The 25,780-nt window shown below is 36.0% G+C and carries 21 protein-coding genes; 15 read left to right on the top strand and 6 right to left on the bottom strand.

Annotation, left to right across the window (positions count from 1 at the left end; translation table 11 throughout):
• Positions 1 to 141: 141 nt before the first annotated feature.
• From WFK35_RS07145 to WFK35_RS07105, 9 genes are all read left to right on the top strand, one after another.
• Complete coding sequence (locus WFK35_RS07145) at positions 142 to 429, top strand: hypothetical protein (protein ID WP_336732036.1); 288 nt, start codon at positions 142 to 144, stop codon at positions 427 to 429.
• A gap of 3 nt (positions 430 to 432) precedes the next feature.
• On the top strand, positions 433 to 1,749 hold the full coding sequence (locus tag WFK35_RS07140; protein WP_336732035.1) for a TolC family protein: 1,317 nt from the start codon (positions 433 to 435) through the stop codon (positions 1,747 to 1,749).
• A gap of 22 nt (positions 1,750 to 1,771) precedes the next feature.
• A complete protein-coding gene (locus tag WFK35_RS07135; protein ID WP_336732034.1) occupies positions 1,772 to 2,908 on the top strand; it encodes an efflux RND transporter periplasmic adaptor subunit in 1,137 nt (378 codons plus the stop codon).
• A 2-nt stretch (positions 2,909 to 2,910) separates the two neighbouring features.
• Positions 2,911 to 4,134, top strand: coding sequence for an ABC transporter permease (locus tag WFK35_RS07130; RefSeq protein ID WP_336732032.1), 1,224 nt, complete (start codon positions 2,911 to 2,913; stop codon positions 4,132 to 4,134).
• A gap of 3 nt (positions 4,135 to 4,137) precedes the next feature.
• Positions 4,138 to 4,815, top strand: a complete 678-nt coding sequence (locus WFK35_RS07125) for an ABC transporter ATP-binding protein (RefSeq protein WP_336732037.1) — start codon at positions 4,138 to 4,140, stop codon at positions 4,813 to 4,815.
• Positions 4,816 to 4,835: 20 nt separating this feature from the next.
• On the top strand, positions 4,836 to 5,729 hold the full coding sequence (locus WFK35_RS07120; RefSeq protein ID WP_336732031.1) for a TIGR01777 family oxidoreductase: 894 nt from the start codon (positions 4,836 to 4,838) through the stop codon (positions 5,727 to 5,729).
• 175 nt (positions 5,730 to 5,904) lie between these two features.
• A complete protein-coding gene (locus WFK35_RS07115) occupies positions 5,905 to 7,347 on the top strand; it encodes an alpha-L-fucosidase (protein WP_336732029.1) in 1,443 nt (480 codons plus the stop codon).
• A 296-nt stretch (positions 7,348 to 7,643) separates the two neighbouring features.
• Complete coding sequence (locus WFK35_RS07110; RefSeq protein ID WP_336732028.1) at positions 7,644 to 10,265, top strand: beta-glucosidase; 2,622 nt, start codon at positions 7,644 to 7,646, stop codon at positions 10,263 to 10,265.
• A 91-nt stretch (positions 10,266 to 10,356) separates the two neighbouring features.
• Positions 10,357 to 10,617, top strand: coding sequence for a hypothetical protein (locus tag WFK35_RS07105; protein ID WP_336732027.1), 261 nt, complete (start codon positions 10,357 to 10,359; stop codon positions 10,615 to 10,617).
• A gap of 186 nt (positions 10,618 to 10,803) precedes the next feature.
• Here the strand turns inward: WFK35_RS07105 and WFK35_RS07100 are convergent, their stop codons facing one another.
• On the bottom strand, positions 10,804 to 11,688 hold the full coding sequence (locus WFK35_RS07100; protein ID WP_336732026.1) for a hypothetical protein: 885 nt from the start codon (positions 11,686 to 11,688) through the stop codon (positions 10,804 to 10,806).
• Between the two features lie 290 nt (positions 11,689 to 11,978).
• On the opposite strand from WFK35_RS07100, the gene lpdA reads away from it, so the two are divergent.
• From lpdA to WFK35_RS07080, 4 genes are all read left to right on the top strand, one after another.
• On the top strand, positions 11,979 to 13,367 hold the full coding sequence (gene lpdA / locus WFK35_RS07095; RefSeq protein ID WP_235130241.1) for a dihydrolipoyl dehydrogenase: 1,389 nt from the start codon (positions 11,979 to 11,981) through the stop codon (positions 13,365 to 13,367).
• A 683-nt stretch (positions 13,368 to 14,050) separates the two neighbouring features.
• Positions 14,051 to 14,665 carry a PH domain-containing protein gene (locus WFK35_RS07090; protein ID WP_336732025.1) on the top strand — a complete coding sequence of 205 codons (615 nt, stop codon included), beginning with the start codon at positions 14,051 to 14,053 and terminating at the stop codon, positions 14,663 to 14,665.
• Positions 14,666 to 14,720: 55 nt separating this feature from the next.
• On the top strand, positions 14,721 to 15,311 hold the full coding sequence (locus WFK35_RS07085) for a hypothetical protein (protein WP_336732023.1): 591 nt from the start codon (positions 14,721 to 14,723) through the stop codon (positions 15,309 to 15,311).
• A 206-nt stretch (positions 15,312 to 15,517) separates the two neighbouring features.
• Complete coding sequence (locus WFK35_RS07080; protein ID WP_235130243.1) at positions 15,518 to 16,324, top strand: patatin-like phospholipase family protein; 807 nt, start codon at positions 15,518 to 15,520, stop codon at positions 16,322 to 16,324.
• A 106-nt stretch (positions 16,325 to 16,430) separates the two neighbouring features.
• Here WFK35_RS07080 and ade read toward each other — a convergent pair whose 3' ends face one another.
• A complete protein-coding gene (ade, locus tag WFK35_RS07075) occupies positions 16,431 to 18,065 on the bottom strand; it encodes an adenine deaminase (RefSeq protein ID WP_336732022.1) in 1,635 nt (544 codons plus the stop codon).
• 549 nt (positions 18,066 to 18,614) lie between these two features.
• Positions 18,615 to 19,046, bottom strand: a complete 432-nt coding sequence (locus tag WFK35_RS07070) for a hypothetical protein (RefSeq protein WP_336732021.1) — start codon at positions 19,044 to 19,046, stop codon at positions 18,615 to 18,617.
• A 449-nt stretch (positions 19,047 to 19,495) separates the two neighbouring features.
• Here WFK35_RS07070 and WFK35_RS07065 point away from each other — a divergent pair, with 449 nt between their 5' ends.
• Positions 19,496 to 21,433, top strand: coding sequence for an SPFH domain-containing protein (locus tag WFK35_RS07065; RefSeq protein WP_336732020.1), 1,938 nt, complete (start codon positions 19,496 to 19,498; stop codon positions 21,431 to 21,433).
• Positions 21,434 to 21,595: 162 nt separating this feature from the next.
• Here WFK35_RS07065 and WFK35_RS07060 read toward each other — a convergent pair whose 3' ends face one another.
• The 3 genes from WFK35_RS07060 to WFK35_RS07050 all read right to left on the bottom strand — a co-directional run bounded on the left by WFK35_RS07060 (position 21,596) and on the right by WFK35_RS07050 (position 24,331).
• Positions 21,596 to 22,291 carry an ABC transporter ATP-binding protein gene (locus WFK35_RS07060; protein WP_214590216.1) on the bottom strand — a complete coding sequence of 232 codons (696 nt, stop codon included), beginning with the start codon at positions 22,289 to 22,291 and terminating at the stop codon, positions 21,596 to 21,598.
• Positions 22,292 to 22,375: 84 nt separating this feature from the next.
• Positions 22,376 to 22,951 (bottom strand): hypothetical protein, encoded by a 576-nt coding sequence (locus WFK35_RS07055; protein ID WP_235130246.1) that lies wholly within the window; start codon positions 22,949 to 22,951, stop codon positions 22,376 to 22,378.
• Between the two features lie 447 nt (positions 22,952 to 23,398).
• Positions 23,399 to 24,331 (bottom strand): LacI family DNA-binding transcriptional regulator, encoded by a 933-nt coding sequence (locus WFK35_RS07050; RefSeq protein ID WP_235130247.1) that lies wholly within the window; start codon positions 24,329 to 24,331, stop codon positions 23,399 to 23,401.
• 243 nt (positions 24,332 to 24,574) lie between these two features.
• Here WFK35_RS07050 and WFK35_RS07045 point away from each other — a divergent pair.
• On the top strand, positions 24,575 to 25,780 hold a 1,206-nt coding region (locus WFK35_RS07045), incomplete at its 3' end, for a TonB-dependent receptor plug domain-containing protein (protein ID WP_336732019.1).

The following is a 25,780-nucleotide window of genomic DNA, read 5'->3' as shown; positions in this document are numbered from 1 at the left end:
TTCATATCATGATGGGAACCTTCAGATTACAAATGCTGAAATGGAAAATGGCAGATTTCAGTTTTGATATTACCGAAAAAGGAATGAAAACCATGAAAGGCCTTTTAACACTTATTAAAAACTAAACTAAAAAAAAATACAATGAACCTGAAAAAATTACATGAAGACAGTTCCGGAGTACAGGCTAAAACAATCTTTTCTGCTTCCGAAGGTAAAGTTATTTCCTTGCAGATCCTGAAGAACAACAGGCTGAAAGAACATATCACAAAAGTTCCTGCAATGCTTCTGTGTATATCCGGAGAAGCAGTTTATGAAGATGAAAACAACACCAAAATATCCCTGTTTTCTGGTGATTTTACAGAAATAAAACCAGATGTAAAACATTGGGTGGATGGTATCGAAAACTGTAATCTGCTTCTTATAAAATAACTTATGAAAAGGTGTCAGTTTTTATATACATCCTTTGTCTTCCTGATTTTTTTCAGCGTTATAAATGGACAGGAAAAAAGAGAATTCACCTCTTTTAAAGAAGTTCTGGAATATGTTAAAGTCACAAATCATCAGTTTAAAAATGCCGAATGGCAGACCAGATTAGCAGACTTAGCAAGAAAAACCGCAAAATTAAATCTGCTGAATCCCAAAATTCCGGCATCTGCACAGGTACTGGATAATATTACCCAGCAGGTCAGCTTTTTACCGGGACAGATTTTCGGGCAGCCGCAGGGAACTTTTAAAGAAGTAACGATTGGTCAGCAATATGCATCCACATTCAGTGTACAGCCACAATTTGATATCATTAATTTAGCAAATTACGCCCAGATTAAATCGGCAAAAACCAATCAGCTTCTAATAGAAAATCAGAACAAAATTAACGAACAGAATATATATGACCAGATCAATATGGTATATTTTAACATTCTTTCCTTTAATGAGCAGAAAAAAATACTCGAAGAAAATATTGTTATTGCCAAAGATATTCTCAGAATCATTCAGAACAAATTCACAGAAGGAATTGCAAGAAAACAGGAGGTAAATGAAGCCGAAACCAATTTAATTTCCTTGCAGGACAAGCTTCAGCAAATAGAGCTGAATACAGAAATTCAGGTTCAGACTTTCAATTTATTTCTCGAAAATAACGTAAAAGCGACAATTTCTGAAGATTTGTGGACTTACGAAAACAGCAATGCGCCCCTAACCACACAAAACAGTCTTTTGGCAGAAAATGCAAAACTACAATATGAATTATCCGAACAGGAATATAAAGGATTAAAATTTCAGAATTATCCCGTCCTTAGTTTTATTTCATCTTTCAACTGGCAGAATCTGAGCAATGATTTTGCTTTCTCTAAGAATTCCGACTGGATCAATTTTAATTACATCGGGTTAAAATTATCCTACGATTTGCCTACGACCGTTACCAAGTATTCTAACCTGAAATCCAAGAAAATTCAACTGGAAATTGCGAAAAACAATCAGGAATTCAGCAAAAAAGAAAACGAAAACAAAAATAAGCAGATGATTCTGGAATATGAAAAAGCCCTTCTGCAAAACGAAAATTTCAGAAAAATTTACACTCTGAAGAAAGACACCTATGAAAAAAACTTCAATCAGTTTAAAGAAAATATCCTGCCTTTGGATAAATTACTCATTTCACAAAATGATATGTTAACAAGCCGGCTTAATGTAGTTTATTCACTGGCAAATATTGGTTTTGCCAAAGCAAAAATAGAAATCAGCAATAGATTTTAAAGTTCACAAAAAGACAACCCCAATGAATACGGAAAGAAATTATTCAGAATTATCTCATCAGAAATACAGGCTGAAAACATCAGTTTTAGCTCTTTTTTTTATACTTTTTTTATTTTCCTGCACAAAAAAGGAAGAAGTAAAACCCGTTGTTAAGGATATAAAAGCGCTTGTCTTTGCATCGGGAGATTTAGAATGGGAAAACGCTTACAATCTTACCGCGCAATCCGATGGAATATTGTTGAATGCAGATTTTGAAGTAGGAGATAAAATTTCAAAAGGAAAAAATATAGCTGATATTGATAACAGATCAAGCGAAGTGAATGCCGAAATCGCCAATGAACAACTGGCAATTTCCAATGAAAATCTTACCCCAAATTCACCTCAGATTCAGCAGTTAGAACAGAATATTCAGTTTGCCGAAAACAAATATACTCAGGATAAAATTCAGGCAGAACGTTACGAAAGACTCTACAAAAGCCAAAGCGTGGCAAAGGTAGAATATGAAAACATGCAGCTTACTGCAAAAAATTCCTTATCCAGCTTAAATGCGCTGAAAAAACAGAAATTACAGATCCTGCAGCAGGCAGAAATTCAGAAAATTGCATCAAAAGGACAGGCGGAAAACAGCAGAATCGTCCGGGGTTTTAATCACATCACGGCAACTGTGAGCGGAACAGTAATTAAAAAGCTGAAGTCGAAAGGAGATTATGTGCGGAAAGGAGATATAATTGCTACGATTGCCGATGATCAGAAGGTGGAAGCCGTACTCAATGTAGACGAAAATAACATCGGGAAAATCAAAGTCGGGCAGACTGTTTACGTAAAACTAAATACAGACAAAAATAAAGTGTACAACGGAAAAATATCCGAGATTCTATCCGCTTTTAACGAACAGACCCAGTCGTTTATCTGCAAAGTTACTTTTGATAATACATTGAATGCATCTTTATTCGGAACACAGCTTGAAGCCAATATTTTGGTGGGAGAAAAGAAAAATGCATTACTCATCCCAAGAGAACTGATGGGATATGGAAATAAAGTGAACGTGAAAGGAAAAGAACAGCCGGTAATCATAAAATCGGGGATTGTTTCCACAGATTATGTAGAAGTACTTTCAGGAATTACGAAAGATGATGTTTTACTTCCTCTAAAACCATAAGTATGAACATCAATTCCCTTATTTCAAAAACCTATATCTTTTCCAATAAAAAGCTTACTGCGGTTGCCGTTTTGGGAGTGTTGCTGGGAATGTCTGTCTATATTTTCATGAACTGTCTTCTGGTAGGTTTCGACAGGACTTCCAACGCCTCCGTTTTCCGAAACACGTCCCACATCAGAGTATACAAAGATGATGAGATAAGCAGGGTTTTACCCGAAAACAAGGCAGGAAACTTCATCATTATCAATCCGAAAGTAGTTCCCGATAACAACACGATCATCAACCCGAAATTAATCTTAGCAACCATTCTAAAGCAGAAAGAAGTAACCGTTGCTGCTCCACAGGTAAATGCGAGTGTTTTTTACAATAACGGAAAATCTCAGATTTCGGGTATTGCAGCGGGGATAAATCCCGATGAAGCCAACCTTATGTACGATATAAAATCGTTTATGGTAGAAGGAAAATATGATCTCTTAAAATCAAATCCCAACGGAATTATTATCGGAAGCGGAATTGCAGAAAAAATGAATGTTGAAGTAGGCGATAATATCAATTTAACATCTTCAAGAGGCGTTAACCGAACCTTTAAACTCATCGGGATTTTCAAAACCAACAATTCTGCGGTAGACAAAACAAAATCATACATTAATCTGGCTTCCTCACAGCAGTTATTAAAAGAAGGAAATTCCTACATAACCGATATTAATGTAAATGTTACCGATCCGGAGACTGCAGGAGATATGGCAAAAAAACTGACGCAGATTACAGGTTATAAAGCCGAAGGCTGGAAAGAAGCCAATGAAACTTTGATGGCAGCTAATAAAATGCGGAAATTGATTATCTCATTCGTTTCACTTACCATTCTGTTGGTTGCAGGTTTTGGAATTTACAATATTCTGAACATGACGGTATCACAGAAAATTAATGACATTGCGATCTTAAAAGCGATTGGTTTCAAAGGTAAAGATGTGATCCGCATTTTTGTGATGCAGGCAATTTCTATAGGAATCATGGGAGTAATAGGAGGAATTATTTTAGCTACTATTCTCATTACCATTTTAAAAAGAGTGTATCTTGGCGGCGATATCGGTTATTTTCCCATAGACTATGAACCCACAAAATACATTCAGGGAATTGTAATCGGCTTGGGAATTACTTTTTTTGCGGGATATATTCCTGCTAAAAAAGCAGCAGGTATAGATCCGGTAGAAATATTTAGAAAATAAATGATGACCACAATTTTAAAAACAGAAAAAGTAAATAAATTTTTTCACGATCCTGTTGAATTTCAGGTACTCAAAAACATAGAATTTGAAGTACAAAAAGGGGAATTCCTTTCCATGATCGGGAAATCCGGAAGCGGAAAATCTACCCTGTTGTACATCCTTTCTACGATGGATACAGATTATAAAGGGAATCTTTATATTGATAATCAGCTTACAATAGGTCTCAACAAAGATAAGCTTGCAGAACTGCGGAACGAAAAAATAGGATTTGTTTTTCAGTTTCATTATTTACTCCCTGAATTTTCTTGCCTGAAAAATGTAATGATTCCTGCATTAAAACTTGGAAGATTAAACGAAAAAGAAATTGAACATAAAGCTTATGAAAAACTGGAAATGCTGGGGCTGAAAGATCAGGCTCTGAAGCCGGCAAGCAAACTTTCAGGAGGACAGCAGCAACGTGTTGCAATCGCCAGAGCACTCATCAATGATCCGTTGATTATCATGGGAGACGAACCGACAGGAAACCTCGACAGCAAGAATACAGACATTGTTTTTGATATTTTTCAGGAGCTTACCAAAACCTACGGTCAGACGATTATTGCAGTTACTCATGATGATGATTTTGCCCGCAAAAGCGACCGTATTATTGAGATGAAGGACGGAGAAATTATAAAAAAATAAATACACACAATAGAATTCAGATGAAAATAATAATCGCCGCCGGAACTGGCTTTCTCGGAAAAAATCTCGAAAAATATTTTACTGAAAAAGGAAATGATGTCTACATTTTAACCCGAAACCCAAAACAGAAAAATGAATTGTATTGGGATGCCAAAACTTTGGACGAATGGAAAAAAATACTTGAAAATTCTGACGTTCTGATCAATCTTGCTGGCAAATCCGTCGATTGCAGATATACCGAAAAAAACAAACAGGAAATATATTCTTCAAGAATCAACAGTACGAAAATTTTACAGCAGGCTGTTGATGAATGTATCCATAAACCCAAAATCTGGCTCAATTCAAGTTCCGCAACCATTTACGTTCATTCAGAAAAACATTTGAACACAGAAGAAAACGGAATCATCGGCGACGATTTTTCCATGAACATCTGTAAAAGTTGGGAAAGTGAATTTTTAAAATCAGAAACAGAAAATCTACGAAAAGTTGCGTTACGGACTTCCATCGTTTTAGGAAATAACGGCGGAGCTTTTCCAAAGTTAAAAATGCTCACCAGATTCGGATTGGGCGGAAAACAGGGAAGAGGAAACCAAAACGTAAGTTGGATTCACATTGATGATTTTTGCAGAGCAGTAGCGTTCATTATTGAACATGAAAATATTTCAGGAACTATCAATATTACAGCTCCAAATCCTTTATCCAACGAAGAATTCATGAAAAAATTAAGAAAAGAAATGAAAATTCCATTTGGATTCAATGCTCAGGTTTGGCAACTTGAAATTGCATCTATATTTTTAAATACCGAAACCGAATTACTATTAAAAAGCCGGAATGTCTACCCTGAAAAATTAATCAAAAGCGGCTTTGAATTTACTTATGCAAATATTGAATCTGCATTTAACAATTTGGTTTAAAAATAAACGGAATTAGAAACCCATGCAACAGAAAATCTTTGATTTTCTTCTTATGTGATCTTCTAAATATATAATTAAACTAAACTTATGTGACTTATGTGCCAGGAAAAACTTTTGTACCTTTTGTAGTTAAAAATTTCCGGTGAAATATTAAATTAGCAAAAACTAAACGTCAATGTTCATCAGACAAAAAGCAAAAACCATAATCCTTTCATCACTTCTTACGTCATCCGCTTTTTTTTCTCAGGCTCACAATGTTTCTGAAGGTTATCAGAAACCTACCGATCCGCTTGTTGTTCAAAATCTGGAAAACTGGCAGGATTTAAAATTTGGGCTCTTCATGCATTGGGGAACCTACAGCCAATGGGGAATTGTCGAAAGCTGGAGCCTCTGTCCCGAAGACGAATCATGGACACAAAGAAAACCCGAACACGGAAAATCATACTACGAATACGTAAAAAACTATGAAAATCTTCAGACCACTTTCAATCCGGTTCAGTTCAATCCACAGAAATGGGCAGAAGCTGCGAAAAAAGCAGGAATGAAATATGTGGTTTTTACAACAAAACACCACGACGGTTTTGCCATGTTTAATACCCAACAGTCTGATTACAAAATTACTTCTTCCAAAACACCTTTTTCCAAAAATCCGAAAGCAGACGTAACAAAAGAAATTTTCAATACATTCCGAAATAGCGGGTTTAAAATCGGAGCTTACTTTTCAAAACCCGATTGGCATTCCGACGATTACTGGTGGTCGTATTTTCCGCCAAAAGACCGAAATGTAAACTACGATCCTAAAAAATATCCTGAAAAATGGAATAGTTTTAAAAACTTTACCTTTAACCAGCTCAACGAAATCACCTCCAATTACGGCAAAATTGACATTCTTTGGTTAGACGGAGGCTGGGTTCGTCCCTTTAATACTATCGATCCCAATGTAGAATGGCAAAGAACCATTAAAGTTGAACAGGACATCGATATGGATAAGATCGGAACAATGGCGCGTAAAAACCAACCCGGAATCATTGTCGTAGACCGTACCGTTCCCGGAAAATGGGAAAATTACGTAACACCGGAACAGGCGGTTCCGGAAAAGCCACTTTCCATTCCCTGGGAAAGCTGCATCACGATGGGAGATTCGTTTTCTTATGTTCCTAACGATAATTACAAATCCTCTCAGAAAATCATCGAAACGTTAATTAAAATCATCTCAAGAGGCGGAAATTACCTCATGAATATTGCTCCCGGACCAAATGGAGACTACGATCCCATTGTTTACGAAAGACTGAAAGAAATTTCAAGTTGGATGGATAAAAACCAGTCGGCTGTTTTTGCAACAAGAAGCATTGCACCTTATCATTACGGAAATTTTTACTACACGAAAAGCAAAGACGGAAAAACAGTGAATATTTTTCATCTGGATGAAAAAGTAAATTATCTGGCTCCTTCTACGTTAAATTTCATTATTCCGGAAAATTTTAAACTAAAATCATTGAAAATTTTAGGTTTATCCAATAAAATTCAGTGGAAACAATCTGGAAATTCAATTGAAATCAATTTACCCAAAGAAAGAAATCAATTAAAATATTCAACCGTAATCCAGATTACTCAGTAGTTCAAATTGTGACTATTTTTATATCAAAAACGACCTAGGAAATCGAAGCGTTAAGAAAATTAAAACTTAATCCGTTAAGAAATTCCCATTGTTTAAAGCGCGACACAGATATTGAACCGAAGAACTAATACCAAATTCGCGCAAGTTTTGGGAATTTTAGGATTAAATTTTAATTTTTAGCGGAGAGTTCCAAGTCTTGAATTTTTGGTTCTTTTGTTTTAAGACAAAAGAACAATAATTAAATCAAATTATGTATGTTCTTTAAATTTCGTTTTAAAATCATAGCAATCTCATTATTGAGCACAACATTTATTACAGCTCAAAAACCGTTATACAAAGACCCGAAACAACCTGTTGAAGCCAGAGTTCAGGATCTATTGAAACGCATGACACCCGAAGAAAAATTCTGGCAGTGCTTTATGATTCCCGGAGATCTGGATAACGTTCCGAAAGATCAGTATTCCCACGGAATTTTCGGTTTGCAGGTAAGCGCAGGAAATCAGGGAGGTGGAGTTGCAGGACAAATGCTGAAATACAACGCCAATGAAGATGCAGAAAGACTTGCGAAAAAAATCAATGCCATTCAAAAATATTTTGTGGAAGAATCGAGATTGGGAATCCCGATTATCCCTTTTGATGAGGCTTTGCACGGATTAATGCGTGAAGGAGCAACAGCTTTTCCACAGGCAATCGGTTTGTCGGCAACTTTCAATCCTGAATTGATGAAAGAAGTTTCAACGGCCATTGCAAAAGAATCCGGACTGAGAGGAATTCGTCAGATTTTAACCCCGGTTGTCAATTTAGCAAGCGATGTTCGATGGGGAAGGACAGAGGAAACATACGGTGAAGATCCGTTTCTGACTTCTGTAATGGCGGTGAGTTTCGTCAGTTCTTTTGAAAATCAGGGAATTATTACCACTCCGAAACACTTTTTAGCCAATGTTGGAGAAGGCGGAAGAGATTCATATCCGATTCACTGGAGCAGAAGATATCTGGAAGAAACCCATTTGATTCCTTTTCAGAAAGCATTTCAACAGGGAAAAAGCCGTTCGGTAATGACTTCTTATAATTTACTGGACGGAAGACCTTCAACGGCAAATTATTGGCTGTTAACAGAAAAATTAAAAAAAGACTGGAATTTCAAAGGATTTGTCATCAGCGATGCAAGTGCAGTCGGAGGAGCCAATGTGTTACATTTTACGGCAAAAGATTACGATGATGCTTCTGCACAGGCGATCAATGCAGGACTTGACGTGATTTTCCAGACGGAATATCAACATTATAAACTTTTTATTCCTCCGTTTTTGGGTGGAAGAATTTCTCAGGAAAGAATTGATGATGCAGTCGCGAGAGTTTTAAGAGCAAAATTTGAACTCGGTTTGTTTGAAAATCCTTACGTTTCCAACAAAGATATAGAAGAATTAAAGAAAATCAATCACAAACCATTGGCGGAAAAAGCTGCGGCAGAATCTTTTGTTTTGATTCAGAATAATAATCATACACTTCCGATTTCAGAAAAATATAAAAAGATTTTAGTTGTCGGAACAGATGCTGCAGATGCAAGATTAGGCGGTTATTCAGGACCGGGAAATAAAAAAGTCAATATTTTGGATGGCATTAAAAAATTCACCAAAAATAAAAATATCAAAATCACTTATTCAAAGGGAATCGACTGGAATATAAAGGATTTTCTGACTGTTCCTGCTGAAGTTTTGTCTTCTGAAAATCAAAAAGGGTTAAAGGGAAGTTATTTTTCAAATTCTGAATTAAAAGGAAATCCCGCTTTTGAAAAACAGGACGAACAACTCAATTTCAAGTGGACTTTGTATTCGCCCAATCCTGAAAAATTGCAGCCAGACAACTACAGTGTTCGCTGGAAAGGAAAACTGGAAGCTCCAAAATCGGGAAAATATCAGTTAGGTTTAAGAGGAAATGATGGTTTCAGATTGTTTTTAAACGGTTCATTGTTAATTGACCATTGGGAAAAACTCAGTTATTCCACCAAAACCGTTGAGGTAGACTTTACTAAAGGGCAGAAATATGATATTGTGGTTGAATTTCACGAAAACAGGGGCGAAGCCAACATTGAACTGATCTGGAACTATGGCTTATATGACTATCAAAAAGATTTTAATGATGCTTTGAAGCAGGCGCAGAATGCAGATTACATCATTGTTACCGCCGGAATTCATGAAGGAGAATTTCAGGATCGTTCTTCGTTAAGTCTTCCCGGAAATCAGGAAAAATTCATCCATGAATTATCAAAATTAAATAAACCGACAACGGTTGTTTTGGTAGGTGGTTCTGCCATAAAAACAACGGGTTGGAAAGATAAAGTCGGAGCGATTCTGGATGTCTGGTATCCCGGAGAAGAAGGCGGAAATGCAGTGGCAAAAGTACTTTTCGGAGAAGAAAATCCTTCAGGAAAACTGCCGATAACATTCCCTGTTGAGGAAGGACAGCTGCCTTTAACCTACAATCATCATCCTACAGGACGTGGAAACGATTATTATGATCTGAGCGGCGAACCTTTATATCCTTTCGGTTTCGGATTAAGCTATACCACTTTTGAAATCTCAGATTTACAGTTAAATAAAACAACATATTCTGAAAATGATACGATTGTGGCAAAAGTTACTGTGAAAAATACAGGTTCAAAAGCAGGAAGCGAAGTGGTTCAGCTCTACGTAAAAGATCTGCTGGCTTCGGTTTCAAGACCGGTTATCGAACTGAAAGGATTTCAGAAAGTATATCTGAAACCCGGAGAATCCAAACAGATTTTAATTACAGTTCCGGCGAAAGAATTAAAGTTTTTAGATGAAAAAATGAACTGGATTGTCGAAAAAGGAACGTACAGAATTTTGGTGGGAAATTCTTCCAAAAATCTGCCTTTGAAACAGAATATTGAAGTTAAATAGTTTTGCGTAAAAAATTATGGTATGATATATGTAATATTTCCTCCGAACGCGAATGAATTCATCACGAATTCATTCAAAAAAGTAAAATGTTATGAAAAATTTATTTATATCAGCCGTTTTATTAGTAGGATTATCAATGAATGTTTACGGACAAAAACGTCCGCCGGCACCTCCTCATCCTTCAAAAAGTGAACTGATCAGCATCAAGTCGAAAGAACTGGACAGAAGATACAACGCAGAGAAAAAAGCAATTTTAAATCATCCGCTTGCTACCAAAAGAATGAAGCAGGATCAATTAAGAGCTTTGAACGAAAAATATAAGAGTCAGAAGAGATTACTGAGAAAAATGTAATTTCCGAATACGATAAAAGAGGCTATCTAAGACAGATAGCCTCTTTTTTATATTTTCCTAAGGAATAAAAATCAAAGATTTTTAAAAGCTATTATGAGCTTTTTCATTTATAATAATCGGCTTTACATAAAAGTTTAGTTCATCTTTTGTGCCTTTTTCGATTAAAAAAAAGTTTAAACAGACTTATTAATAAACCTTTCTTGCAAGCAATAGATTTAAAAGAAATGTTCCGGTCCAATTACTGTTGTTGGAGCCGTTGTTTCCTACAAAATCCACGCGCGCAACAGAAACCGTAAGTCTCGTTTTACCAGAAGTTCCGTTATTGGCAAGGCTTACAAAAGAAGCCGTGAAAACATCCGGAAAACTGGAATTGTTTCCCGCGGTAAGCGAAGGATTCATATTGGTAATATTAAAAGGAGTTCCCTGATACTCGTAAACCAGAGTCATTCTGCTCGCATTGGAAAAACCTGTTCCTACAGAGTATGTGGTAGATGATTTACTAATGACCCACCAAGCATCGGTTCCTGTTCCAGTATCATATGCTGTATTAGAATGTCCGGTCCAGTCGGCAACCGGAGCTGTTCCCGAAGCGTGCGGCGGTATCGAAAGCTGTGTTCCGTAGATTTCCACATTATTAGGCTTCGGAAGCGTGATAAAAGAAAGATCCCATGTTCCGCCGGTAGTGTTGCTGTTATTTACCACTTCTGCATACGCTCCAGTAGGAATGATAAATGTAGATACCGGAGTATTGTCTATTCTTAGCGTATTTCCTCCTGAAGCCTGTAAAGTAATATTGAAAGCAGATATATTTTTTATCTTATAAATTCTTCCTGTAAAACTTGAAGCTCCGGAACCGATTGCCGGTAGCGTAAACGTAGAATTGGCAGTACCATTATAGGTGATGTAATGATCGTTTGTAACGATAGCATAGGTAGTTGCTGTTACCTGTCTGTAATTCGCACTCACAGATCCGTTAATGTCTAATGTGCTGGTTGGTTGGTTTTTACTGATTCCCACTTGTGCGTCAGCGAGAAATCCACACATCACAAAAATCGAAAAAATCTTTTTCATATCATGTTTGTTTTAATTGATTACTTCAAAAATATTAAAATTTTAATATGTAATTTATTTTTTAACTATCATTTTTAATAGTTTTAATAAATTGTGTTGATAATATTAATCTAATAGCTGCTTTAATGAATATTTTAAAATATTTTCAGATTTTATAGTTTTATTTTAAACTTAAGTGATTACAGCTTCTGATGATGAAAAATAGTAAACAAAACCTTTAAGGGGTCAATTTCGACAGAATGCCATACATCCGATATTTTTCCTTAAATTCGCATAAAAATTTTAAACTAATGAATTACGATATTATTGTCATCGGAAGTGGTCCTGGTGGATACGTTACAGCAATCAGAGCGGCACAATTAGGTTTCAAAACAGCAATTATTGAAAAAGAAAATTTAGGAGGAATCTGCCTTAACTGGGGATGTATTCCAACCAAAGCTTTATTGAAATCGGCTCAGGTTTTTCATTATATCAACCATGCTGAAGATTATGGGTTGAACAAAGTGGAAGCAAGTTTTGAGTTTCCGAACGTAATTCAGAGAAGCCGTGGCGTTGCATCGAAAATGAGCAAAGGGATTGAATTCCTAATGAAGAAAAATAAAATCGACGTTATCCTTGGAACTGCAAAAGTACAGAAAGGTAAAAAAGTTTCTGTTACAGATAAAGAAGGAAAAGTAACTGAGTATACAGGAACACACATCATTATCGCAACAGGAGCACGTTCAAGAGAATTACCGAACTTACCACAGGACGGTAAAAAAGTAATCGGATACAGACAGGCATTGTCTCTTCCTGAGCAGCCAAAATCTATGATTGTTGTAGGTTCCGGAGCTATCGGGGTAGAATTTGCCGATTTCTATAACACGATGGGGACAAAAGTAACCGTTGTTGAATTTATGCCAAACATCGTCCCTGTAGAAGACGAAGAAATTTCTAAACACTTAGAAAAATCTCTGAAAAAATCAGGAATCGAGATCATGACCAATGCTTCAGTAGAAAGCGTTGATACAAGCGGAGAAGGAGTAAAAGCTACCGTAAAAACAGCAAAAGGAAACATCGTTCTTGAAGCTGATATCTTATTATCTGCTGTAGGAATTGCTGCAAACATTGAGAACATTGGTCTTGAAGAAGTGGGAATCCAGACAGACAAAGGAAGAGTTTTGGTCAACGAATGGTACGAAACTTCTGTTCCGGGCTATTATGCAATTGGAGACATCATTCCTACTCAGGCTTTAGCGCACGTAGCTTCAGCGGAAGGAATTACTTGTGTTGAAAAAATCAAAGGAATGCACGTTGAGAAAATTGACTATGGCAATATTCCGGGATGTACATACTGTCACCCTGAAGTAGCTTCAGTAGGTCTTACAGAAAAGCAGGCGAAAGAAAAAGGATACGAAATTAAAGTAGGTAAATTCCCTCTTTCTGCAAGTGGAAAAGCTACAGCAAACGGAAATACGGATGGTTTCATCAAAGTTATTTTCGATGCAAAATACGGAGAATGGTTAGGATGCCACATGATCGGAGAAGGAGTTACAGATATGGTTGCAGAAGCGGTTGTTGCCAGAAAACTGGAAACTACAGGTCATGAAATCATTAAATCTATTCACCCGCACCCTACAGTTTCTGAAGCCATTATGGAAGCTGCAGCGGCAGCGTATGGTGAAGTAATTCACATTTAATTTTTCACTTTGTCAAAGATTTTCAACTTTGACAAAGTTTAACAATATCAAATATCAAAACCACAGATAAGGAGTCTGTGGTTTTTCTTTTTGAAAGAGCCTGTTTCAATTTGACAATTAAAATTTTATGATTCGATTATTTTACCACGCAAAGTTTTAATTCAACTTTACACATTATTCTTAGAAAGCAAAGGCAAATAAAATTTGCTTCACGAAGCCTGAAAATAGTGCTTCATCAAACCAACTTGTTGATTCTTCTTTGCTCACTTAAATAATTAACCTCAGTTCGGGATAAGAAATAAATTTAAATAATTGATTTATCGCATCATATTAATTTATCGCAAAGAAAAACAAAAGATTTTTCTACTTATTGAAAGTTTGCAAGCTAAACAAAGGCACTTCGTTTATTTAAAAAAGGCAAAAATGGTATTACTTTGATCAATTTTACGCCTTTGTATATCTTAAAAGCTGAATTCCTGATAATTGAATCTTTTTGTTTTACCTTGCGTTCAAAAAGACTTATCCGAACTCAGGTAATTAAATCTTTAAATAAAAACTTTGCGTCAAAAAATGAATGAAATTTTTCAATATTTAATCAAATTTAAACACTCTTTAAGATGATTTTTTTTGATTTCATCTCAGTTATTTTCTTATTTTAGTCAGTCAATAAATACAAATAAACTATGTTTAAAAAATTAGCTGCGGAAGCTTTAGGATTGGGAGACATCGGTAAAATCATTCCTTCTCAGGATTATGATAAAGTAGACTCAGACGATTATATCCTTTCCGAAGATAACGAGAAAATTTTCTTTTTAATTAAATCAAAAAGAGACGAATACTGCTTTACGAACAGAGCTTTGATCCACATCGACGGAGCCAGTGCGTTAGACAAAAAAAGAGTCTTGAAGAGATATGAATATTACCAGTTTCCTTTCTCTAATATTGCTTTACAGACGGCAGGAACCATCGATCTTGATGTAGAAATTTCTTTTAATATCGGGAATGTTCCAATGATGATAAGCGTTGCAAAAGGTCAGATCGATCAGTTGAAAGATTTATATAAAGCACTTTTGGCGATTCAGCAGGAAGTTCACCACAATCATTCTTTGCTGAATTTCTCTAACGACAGCATCCAGAAAGCCATCACCACAGTAGCTTCCGGAAAGCAGGAAATCGTTTCCAAAAGTCAGGAACTGAGAGCCATCAACGAATATATTTTTGCATGGAATACCAACAGTTTCGATAAATACAATCAGAAAGACTTTTCAAGAATTTTTGAAAAATACATTAATAATTAAATATAAATTTAGATAATATGCCCGGAAATTTGCCGGGCTTTTTAAACCACCATTCATGAAAAAAATCATTTTTTTGCTGCTTTTTGTATGCTTTAGCTTTTCATTTTCTCAGAACAAAGACGATAAAAGATATTTTCCTGTGGAGTACATTCTGAAAACATCCAGCGATACCATCAAAACAAAGATCAGAAACGTAGGTAAATTTTCCAATACAAAATATTATGTAGCCACTGTGTTACTTAAAATGAAAATGAGGAATTCTTCCGGGGCTGAAACGTGGGTGGAACCAAAAGATGTGGAATACATTAAGATTACCGATGAAAATAATATCATCCATGAATATTATGCTTCTGCCGGGAAAATGGTTTTTGACAATGGTTTTGTAGAAATTTTGTACGAAGGCAAAAATATGAACTGGTACAGGTTTTTTCCTCACGGCGGCTTAAAATTTGTTGGAACAGACTTCTTAATCGACGGCAGAAACCGAAAAATCATCAATGAATCCGGATTTTTCAATCCCAGTCTTAAAAACAGTTTGAAAGTAAGATTTGCAGCTTATCCGGATCTTCTTGCTATGATAGATTCCTGGAAAACAGATGATGATCTTCTGAAGATTCTTCAGTTGTATGATAAAAAAGTGGGTTAAACTATTTCTTATTGAAGAAAACCCCTTTTAAAAAAGCTTTACATTAAATACTTAATAACAAAAATCATTATAATTTTTCTGCCTAAATAAGAATATACCATTAATATTGATTTAAGCACAATTTTATTTTTGTTAAAATAATGCAAAATCACGGTATTTAGAAAAATTAATCTGTTTTTCTCGACTTGTTTTCTTAATTTTATTCAATGGATTTTGGGAAAGTTGGGCTTGTTTTATCGGGTGGCGGAACAAAAGGGATCGCACATGCCGGAGTTTTAAAATTCTTAGCAGAAAAAAATATTGATATTGATGTTCTGTCATGTTGCAGTGCAGGTTCAATTGTGGGCTGTCTTCATGCGGTAGGCAAAACACCCGAAGAAATTCTGGAATTTTTCAATTCGGTTTACTTTTTCAACTGGAAGCATTTTGCATTCAACCAACCCGGATTGGTTTCTTCCGTTATTTTCAGAAATTATCTCAATCCTATTTTCGGCGAAATGAAACTGGGCGATTTAGATAAAGACGTAAGAATTGTGGCAACAGAATTGGTAAGAGGAACCGAAAAAATCTTTGAAAAAAGTTTTAAAATCGTTGATGCCATTATTGCTTCATGCTCCATTCCCGGAGTGACGACTCCTTATATTATTGATGATGAAATGTACTGTGACGGAGGAGTACTGAATAATTTTCCCGCTGACATCATAAGAGACGATTGCGATAAGCTGATCGGCGTTTTCGTTTCTCCCCCACAAGATGCCAAAATTAATGATCTCAGATCCATCAAAGCTATTGTTTCACGGTCTTACGATCTGCTTTCTTACCGCATCGAAAGAATTAAATTCGATCATTGCGACTGGTTTATCTCATCACAGGAACTTTCTACCTACGGAACATTCGAAAGACGGAAAGACCGTCTCGAACAGATTTTTAACATTGGTTACAACGCTGCAAAAGAAAGCTTTAACGAAAGCCGTTTTTACGCTAATCTGGAAAACGAGAAAAGAATTGTTTAAACCAATTTCAGAATTAACCGTAAAAGGGGCAAAGAATGTTAAAGCGAAATCAGCTTTAAATAAAAGTTAAGTTCATCTTTTATGACTTTTGCGGTTAAATAAGAGTTTAAACAGACTTGATAAAAACATCCGTAAACTCGAAACTTTTTCCGTTGAAAAGCCCTTTGTCACTCAGTTTCAGTTCAGGAATAACCAAAAGTGCCATGAATGACAAACTCATGTAAGGCGCTCGTAATCTGCTTCCTAATTCCTTTGCGCGACGGTCTAATCTAATATAAGCTTCTGCTACCTTTTCCGCAGGAAGATTCGTCATAATTCCGGCAATCGGGAGTTCCAGAACCATTTCTTCCGTTGCGGTTGCCAGAGAAATTCCACCCTTCGCTTTAATGATCAGATTTACAGCTTTACATATATTATCGTCATTGGTTCCCACCACCACAATATTATGACAGTCGTGCGCAACACACGAAGCAATCGCTCCGTTTTTTAAGCCTATATTTTTGATGAAAGCTGTTGCAATCGGCGCATCCTGATAACGGTTCACCACAGCAATTTTCAGAATGTCATTTTCAGGATCAGATTCTGCAAAACCATTAATGTTTAAAGCTTCTGCATGAATTTCCTTTGTGATTAACTGTCCGTCCAGCGTTTCAATCACACGAATTTTTTGCCCTTCACTTTTTACCTTAAAATCTGATGGGCTTTTTAAACTGCAATGAAAATTATTTACTATCGGAGCTTCAACAGATTCAATAAATGATTCCCCGTTTTCTGAGACCAATGCTCCGTTGATGTACGTTTTTAAAATCGTAAAATCCTTTAGATTATCAATTTCTATAAAATCTGCACTGTCTCCAACCTGCAATAACCCGATCGGTAAATTATAATGTTTAACCACATTGTACGAAGAAGCACGCAGCACATCGTACAAATCACAACCCAAATCCAGAGCGCGTTTCACATGATCGTTGATATGAGATTCCAGCAAATTATCAGGATGCTTATCGTCACAGCAAAACATCATCTGATCCGGAAAATCTTTTAATAAAGGAATTAAAGTGTCAAAATTTTTCGCTGCACTTCCTTCACGGATCATCACTTTTACCCCGAATTCAAGCTTTTCCAGTGCTTCCTGATACCCAAAACACTCATGATCTGTAGAAATTCCCGCACTGAAATAAGATCTCATTTCTTCTCCCATTAATCCCGGAGCATGACCGTCAATCGGCTTGTTATGTTTTTTCGCAGATTCCAGCTTTTTCAGAACCTCCTCATCTTTATAAATAACCCCCGGAAAATTCATCATTTCAGCCAGATATACAATTTCTTTCTTGCTTAAAAGCCCGTCAATATCACCCGAATCAATCACCGCACCTGCCGTTTCAAAATGGGTTGCGGGAACACAGGAAGGAGCCCCGAAATAGAAATGAAACGGTACTTTCCGAGCATTATCAATCATATATTCAACACCCGAAATTCCCAAAACATTGGCAATTTCATGAGGATCTGAAATCGTTCCCACCGTTCCGTGCTTTACCGCAATTTTTGCAAACTCAGACGGAACCAGCATACTGCTTTCAATATGAACATGCGCATCAATAAATCCTGGCAGAACATACGTATTCAGTTTTTCTGAGATTCTTTGTATTGAACTGATTTTGTTGTCTTTAATAATTATTTCAGCAGGGTAGGTTTCCTTTGAGACAATGTCGATGAGGTTTGATTTAATGGTGAAATCCATCTTGTATTGAATATTTTAAGTGAATTTACCAAAATAATAGAAATAATACCATTTTTTCTGTACATAAAATATTCCGTAAATAATATCTGTGCAGCAGAAAGAGATAATCCAGAAGCAGAACTCTGAAGGAGTTCAATTTTTTACAGTAACTTTAATGACGAAATGGGAAACAGATAGGACAGCCTTAATCTAAAACTCAAACTTAACCTTTCCAATCCATATTTTTTTTTGAAGCTTTTTCCCACTTTCGCTACTCGCTTTTTTAGAGTTTCGGCGGCAGCGAAGCTGCTGCCGAAACTCTAAAAAGAGCTCAGACATGCCGCTCAATTGGGGCTAGGAAACCAGTTATTCATTCACTATTTCAATAATATCTTCAATAAATAACCTCCCCAAAATAAAAACCAAAGCATTTTTTATTTATCTGATTTTTAGCTTTCACCAGAATGTAAAAACATTTGTGATTCATAAAAATTTAAACAATTTTCCATTGTTTCAAAAAGACAAAAAAATTCCTGACGATGAAGTCAGGAACTAAATATATTATTGAAATTAATTTTTAACCACGTAACCATCCTGATTAACAATTGTTTTGCCGTTTCTGTCGGTTACCGTTAAAGTATACGGAGCTTTTTTCGCCGAACTTGTTAAATAATTTCTCCAGATCTGATAAGTATATCCGTTATTATTAAACTCATAGTAATAATTTCCGCCTGTTCCGTCCGGAATTAATTCTCCGTCCGAAATAATCATACTCGGTTTCGAAGTCACCTTTCCGTTGGCTGCCCACGATTGATACAGATAATTTCCGTTCGGTTGCTTATCAATTTTAATTTTAAACTTTTTTGTTTTAAAAATAAATGATTTCGGAACCTTTTCCTGTTGATAATGAATTTCTGAAACCGGATTTTCATTAAAAGCTGCTGCCTGTACCAATGAAAACTGTGCAATACAAAATACTCCTAATAAAATTTTTCTGATCATTTTAGATATATATTACACAAAAAATTAATCAAATTTAAAGCCAATTTATAACGATAGGGTTCGTTTTCCGTCTAATTTCATATTAAAAACCACCTGATTTTGATTAAAAAATAATATCGATATAAAAATAATTATATTGATTGTCAGTGAATTAATAAATATTCAGAAAAATATTTAATTTTTTTGAAACAAGTAAATATTTTTCTTACGTACATTTGTATCATCAAAAGGATCTCGTTCCTTTCTTATCAAAATGAAACTAATTAACTTTAAGTTTTTTCTTTTAAAAGTATCAGAAATCATCTTCACGATTTTCAATACTTCTCCTCCTGCACTTTCTTAATTTTACGAAAGAATTATCATATAATTCGTACTCTGTTTTTCTTTTATGAAAAAATAGAGCACACTTTCTGTTTTCAAATTTAATCAAACAAAAAAACAAACAAACTATGGAATTAGGTTTTCATGGCTGGATGATTCCAGTCGTTATTGCACTGTTGTGCATCATTTTTTACAAATTTATCTTAAGAATTTTCTTTGGATTAGTGATTGTTCCACAAGACAGAATAGGCTTGGTTACCAAAAAATTCGTGTTGGTTGGTAAGCAGGAACTTCCCGAAGGAAGAATCATTGCCACCAACGGAGAAGCCGGTTTTCAGGCACAGACTTTAGCTCCCGGAGTTTATTTCGGAAAATGGATCTGGCAATATTCTATTGATTTTCAGCCTTTCACCGTAATTCCCACAGGAAAAATAGGCTTACTTCTTGCGAAAGACGGGATGGAGCTGGAAACCGGAAGAATTTTAGGAAGAAAAGTAGACTGCGATTCTTTTCAGGATGCAGAAGCCTTTTTAAAGAATGGAGGAAGAAAAGGCCGTCAAACCGCAATTATTGCTCCCGGATCTTACAGAATCAATACCTTATTGTTTGAAATCGAACTTACTGACATGACTCAGATTCCCGATAATGCAGTGGGAATTATCACAACCATGGAAGGAAGTCCGTTGGAAGAAGGACAGATTGCCGGAAAGATCATCAATGACCATAATAAATTTCAGGATGTCGATACTTTTTTAAACAGCGGTGGTTACAAAGGTCTTCAGGAACAGGTGATTTTGGCGGGTTCATATTTCTTAAACCCTTGGTTTACAAAAGTTGAAATGGTAAAAATGACGGAAATTCCGATCGGTCATGTTGGAGTCATTATCAGTTATGTAGGAGAAGAAGGGCAGGATTTAAGCGGTGTAGACTTTAAGCACGGAAATATTGTAGAAAAAGGACATAAAGGAGTTTGGGCAGAACCTATCGGTCCCGGAAAATATCCGATTAACCCTTATATTATGAAAGTGGAACTTGTTCCGACAACCAATTTAGTTTTAAACTGGGCTTATGAAAGAAGTGAATCTCACCAACTGGATAAAAATCTTTCTACGATTACCGTTCGAAGTAAAGACGGTTTCCCTTTCAACTTGGATGTTTCGCAGATTATTCATATTCCGACGTATGAAGCACCAAAAGTAATTGCCCGTTTCGGAAATATGATCAATCTGGTGAGCCAGGTTTTGGAACCTACCATCGGAAATTACTTCAGAAACTCTGCACAGGACAGCGATGTAATTGCCTTTTTAGGAACTCGTAAAGAAAGACAGCAGTCAGCCAAAGATCATATCAGCAGTGTTTTGGAACAATATAATGTAAATGCCGTTGATACTTTGATCGGAGCTATTGTTCCTCCTGAAAGTTTAATGAAAACTTTAACAGACAGAAAGTTAGCAGAAGAACAGAAAATTACTTACGAAACCGAAATGCTTGCTCAGGAAACCAGACAGGCTCTTGAAAAAGAAACTGCTGTTGCAGATATGCAGAAAGAAATTGTAAAAGCCGATCAGGGCGTTGTGATTGCAGAAAGAATTGCCGATGCATCCGTGAAAAAAGCAACCGGAGACGCCAATTCCGTAAGATTACAGGCAACTGCGGAAGGGGACAGACTAAAACTTTTAGCAACCGGTGAAGCTGAAAAAACAAGACTTCTTGCAAAAGCCGAAGCGGAAAAAATCGAATTGCTGGCAAAAGCAAGTGCAGAGCAGATTTCATTAACAGGTAATGCAGAAGCGGAAAAAATCCTTGCCATCGGTAAATCCAACGCGGAATCTTACAAATTGTCTGTGGAAGCAATGGGCGGAAATAATTTCACGCAGTTAAAGATTATGGAAAATATTGCCAGCCAAAATGTGAGAATTATGCCTGAAGTGTTGATCGGAGGAAACGGAGATTCAGCAAACGGAGGAATCAGCGGACTTTTGGGATTACAGCTTTTGGAGCAGGTTCAGAAGAAAAATTTAGAAACGGTTCCTGCGACTGAGGAAAAAGGTGATAACCATGCTTAATAATTTCTGTCAGAATCAGAATCAAAAAAAACACAACATCATATATATTCAAAGTACAGAAATTTTTTCTGCCTCACTTTAAAAACTTTTAACCATTCTATATATCTTTTGCCGGATTTCGCTGCAAAAGAGGAAAGCTCCAGATTTTGGAGCTTTTTCCTTTTATGCAGTATAGTTTGCAAATGCTTCTTCCAGACTTTCAAACTTGCCTTTAAATTCGTCAATCGGGCAGTCCTGCAGAATATTTCCTTTATGGATAAGGATCACGCGCGAGCAAAGTGCTTCCACTTCCTGCATGATGTGCGTGGAAAGTAAAACCGTTTTTTGTTGACCGATTTCTTTCACCACATTTCGGATTTCGATGATCTGGTTCGGATCCAGTCCGTTCGTAGGTTCATCCAGAATCAAAAGATCAGGCTGATGAATAATTGCCTGTGCAAGACCAACTCTCTGTTTGTATCCTTTGGAAAGCTGACCGATCTTTTTAGATTTTTCAGGGGTAATTCCTACAAGTTCAATCACTTCATCTACCCTTGAAGCCGGTATTTTATGAATATTGGCAACAAATTGTAAATATTCTTTTACATACATTTCCAGATACAGCGGATTGTTTTCAGGAAGGAAACCGATCTTCTTTTTGCTTTCGATTTCGTTTTCCGTGATGTTTTTTCCGTTAAAAATTATTTCGCCTTCATCAATTTTCAGTGCGCCGACAATGGATTTCATTAAAGTAGATTTTCCGGCTCCGTTCGGACCCAAAAGACCGATAATTTCATTTTTATCAATGGAAACGTTAATGTTGTTCAGAGCAGTCTGCTCACCAAATTTTTTGGTTAAATTGTTTATTTGAAGAGACATAATTTCGTAATGATCTTTTTGCAAAAATAAAATAAAAAAACTCATCCGTATGAATGAGTTGATGCAATATTTTAAAAAGTTTAATTATTTTTTCGACTTCTTACCTGTACCGGAAGCAGATGGTTCTGCGGCAGGCTGAACTGCAGCTTGTTGCGGATTGGAAGCACTCATTGTCTGAGCATTATTCTTGGTTCCGGGTTTTTCATAAAGCGCAGATTTTCCGTTGGTTCTGCCAAAGATTTTATCAATCTGTTTTTTGGTCAGAAGCTGGGATTTTCCTACGAATTTTCTGTTTTTGTTGATATACTGGATAAACTGAACAGTAGGAGTACCGTAGTTTTTCTCAAAATGCAGTTCGATGATATCGTTCGGAAGCTCCAGAATGATGTTTCCTACAGGAATATCAATAAAGCCGTTTTCGATAAGTTCATAAAGTCCGGAAACGTCCTTATTAAGATTCTGAAAAGAGAATGATCTGAAGGTATTAAGGTTTGCCGTATTCAGATCCTGATAATTGAACGTAAATTTATCATCTTTTTTATATAAACCTACGGCATTATCTTTACCAATTTCTATCAGAGTTTCGTTTTTCAACACCTTGATCTGTGAGGAAACTGAAATACCGATCATACATACAAATAGTAGAATTATTTTTCTCATGAGTAGATTTTTAATGCTATATAATGTGGTATTCTAAAATTAACAAATAAAACGCGAAAAGTAATTTTTACGCCCTCAAAAACAAATGTAACACTTTTTTTTAATATTTGTTAATGGGATTTAATAGATAAAACTTATTCTTTACTGCGTGAATTATATTAAATCTTTGAAATTTAATTATTTATGAAAGATGCCCGATCTCTATTAATTAATTGATAATTCTTAAAACAGTGTACTTATCTCATAATAATTTAAAAGTCAGCAGCTTTGTCCTATTATAAAAGCAATGCTTCAAATAATTATTTCTGAAAATTATTAAAATAGGGATTGGAATTTTCGATAACAGAATGGCAGTTCGGGAATGGGAATGTTGATTTTTTCATTTCGTGTATGTTTATTTACTGGCAAATTTAGCAAAATAATCTTTGCAAATCCTACAGTTTCCTATTAAATGCCACTTTTAATAAGGTGCAGCAATTTCGAAGCCGCCATAGTTCCCATACTGAAACCATCATTGATGATACATTCATACGAATCGTCCAGATATCGTGGAAGCGTACCCTCCGTAATGGCAATAACTTTTACATCGGAAGTCTGTACTTTCTTTTTAATAAGAGAACTGTGCAGTCCGGCAAGCGTTTCATCACTCATCGCGAAATAACCGTCAAACCGTTCATAATCCAGAATAATATTCAGTTTTTCTTTTACACTTTCCGCAGACTCACAATAAATTACCTTGCATTCCATTTCCGGATATTCTTTTAGTTTTTGCAGGAAAAAATCTCTTCGGGTTTGCGTGATGTCCAGATTTTCATCCCCGAAAATGGCAAGAATCTTTTTACATTGGTTTTGGGCAAGTTTTTCCGCGGCAGCTTCCACATTAAGTTTATTGTCGAAAACAATCTGCTCAAAAGAATTCTGAGAAATCGTTTTATCAAACATTACTACCGGAACTTCTATTTCCCTGAGTCTGTTTAAGTGGGAAAGATCTTTCGTTTGTCTTGTAAGAGAAATAAGAATTCCGTCCACACGGGAGTTGATGCAGGTAATGATATTTTCTTCCTCCATTCCCACAGATTCTTCTGAGGACAATACAAAAAAATGATATCCTTCTTTATGCAGTACCGAAGAAATTCCTCTTATAATAGAAGGTATAAAAAACATCGACATTTCCGGAATGATAAGTCCTATAACTTTTGAAGACTTTTTTCTGAAATTGATTGCAAAATCATTCGGAATATAATTAAAAGTTTCTGCAGCCTCCTTCACTCTCAGCTTTACAGCACTGCTGATATCAGGATGGTCTTTCAGTGCTCTGGATACTGTAGATACACTGATATTGAGCATTTCTGCGAGGTCTTTTATTGTGACTCTTTTCATTTTTAAGTTAATTGAGGCAATTTTTGGGTTAATTTAGTGATGTTTTCGGGTTAAATTTAAGTTAAAAAATGTTAAAATTTAAGATTTAAATGTTAATAAAAAGTTAAAATTTTTAGAAGTTATCCACCGCAAACGTTTGCGCAAACGTTTGAAATTAATATAAATTTAACACAAGGGAAAAATTATGTTTTGAATATGTTAAAAAAAATACTTTTAGACCATAATTAAAAACTCTCAAAAATTATGGAATCAAAAATTTTTACCAAATTGCTCATTTTCGGTGCGATGAACACAGCAGCATTCATGTTTTCTCAGAGTACAGAAAATGATACAATTACAAGAGGAAAAGCTATTGATGAGGTTGTGGTTACCGGAAACGCAAATCCTAAAGCTTCTATTAAAACCAGTACTTCTATTTCTACTTTAAAAATGAAAGATATAGAAAACGCTGCTCCAAGAACAACTGCCGAAATTTTTCGTACTATTCCGGGAATCCGTTCAGAATCTTCAGGAGGTGAAGGAAACTCCAATATTACGGTAAGAGGGGTTCCTGTTTCAGCAGGAGGATCAAGATATCTGTTGATTCAGGAAGACGGTTTACCGGTAATGCAGTTCGGAGATATTGCTTTCGGAACTCAGGATCAGTTTACAAGATTCGATTCTTTTGTTGCCAGAGTGGAAGCGTTAAGAGGAGGTTCAGCATCCGTTTTTGCAAGTAATTCTCCTGCGGGGATCATCAACTTCATTACGAAGACAGGAGAAAAAGAAGGCGGGAGCATCACGCAGCAATTAGGTTTAAACTATAAAAACTACAGAACAGATTTCGACTATGGAACTCAGATTGCGGATAATACGTTTTTAGCATTAGGAGGTTTCTACAGAATCGGGGACGGACCAAGAAAAACAGGATTCAACTCTAATAACGGAGGACAGTTCAGAGTATCTTTACTGAAAAAGTTCGAGAAAGGAAGCTTCAGAATTTATGCTAAATTTCTGGATGACAGAACGGCTTCGTATATGCCGATGCCGGTTGCGGTTTCAGGAACAGATGCAGATCCGAAGTGGTCTTCTTTATCCAATTATAATATCCTGAACGGTGCGTTACAGACAATTAATTTACAGCACGACAGAACATTAGGAAACGATGGTAATATCTTCAACAGCGATGTTTCAGACGGAATGCATTCTATTTCAAAAACCATCGGTGCAGAATTCAATTATGACCTTGGAGAAGGATGGAAATTTGAAGACAGAATCCGTTACTCAGCAAACGATGGTCAGTTTATCACACCTTTCCCTGCGAGCGTAAGCAAAGGAAGCGATTTCTTTACGGCAGCTAACTTTACCAATTTCGGAAGTGCAGTGTATGCAGGAACCAATACTCCGGTGGATATGAATGCTTATTACATGAAAATTGCACTTTTCAACGTAAAGCTTAACAACTTCAAT

The organism is Chryseobacterium sp. VD8 (genome assembly GCF_037149975.1).
In the GTDB taxonomy this organism is placed as follows: domain Bacteria; phylum Bacteroidota; class Bacteroidia; order Flavobacteriales; family Weeksellaceae; genus Chryseobacterium; species Chryseobacterium indicum.
Note: the sequence above shows the minus strand (reverse complement) of the source record. Positions and strands in the feature narration are given on the sequence as shown.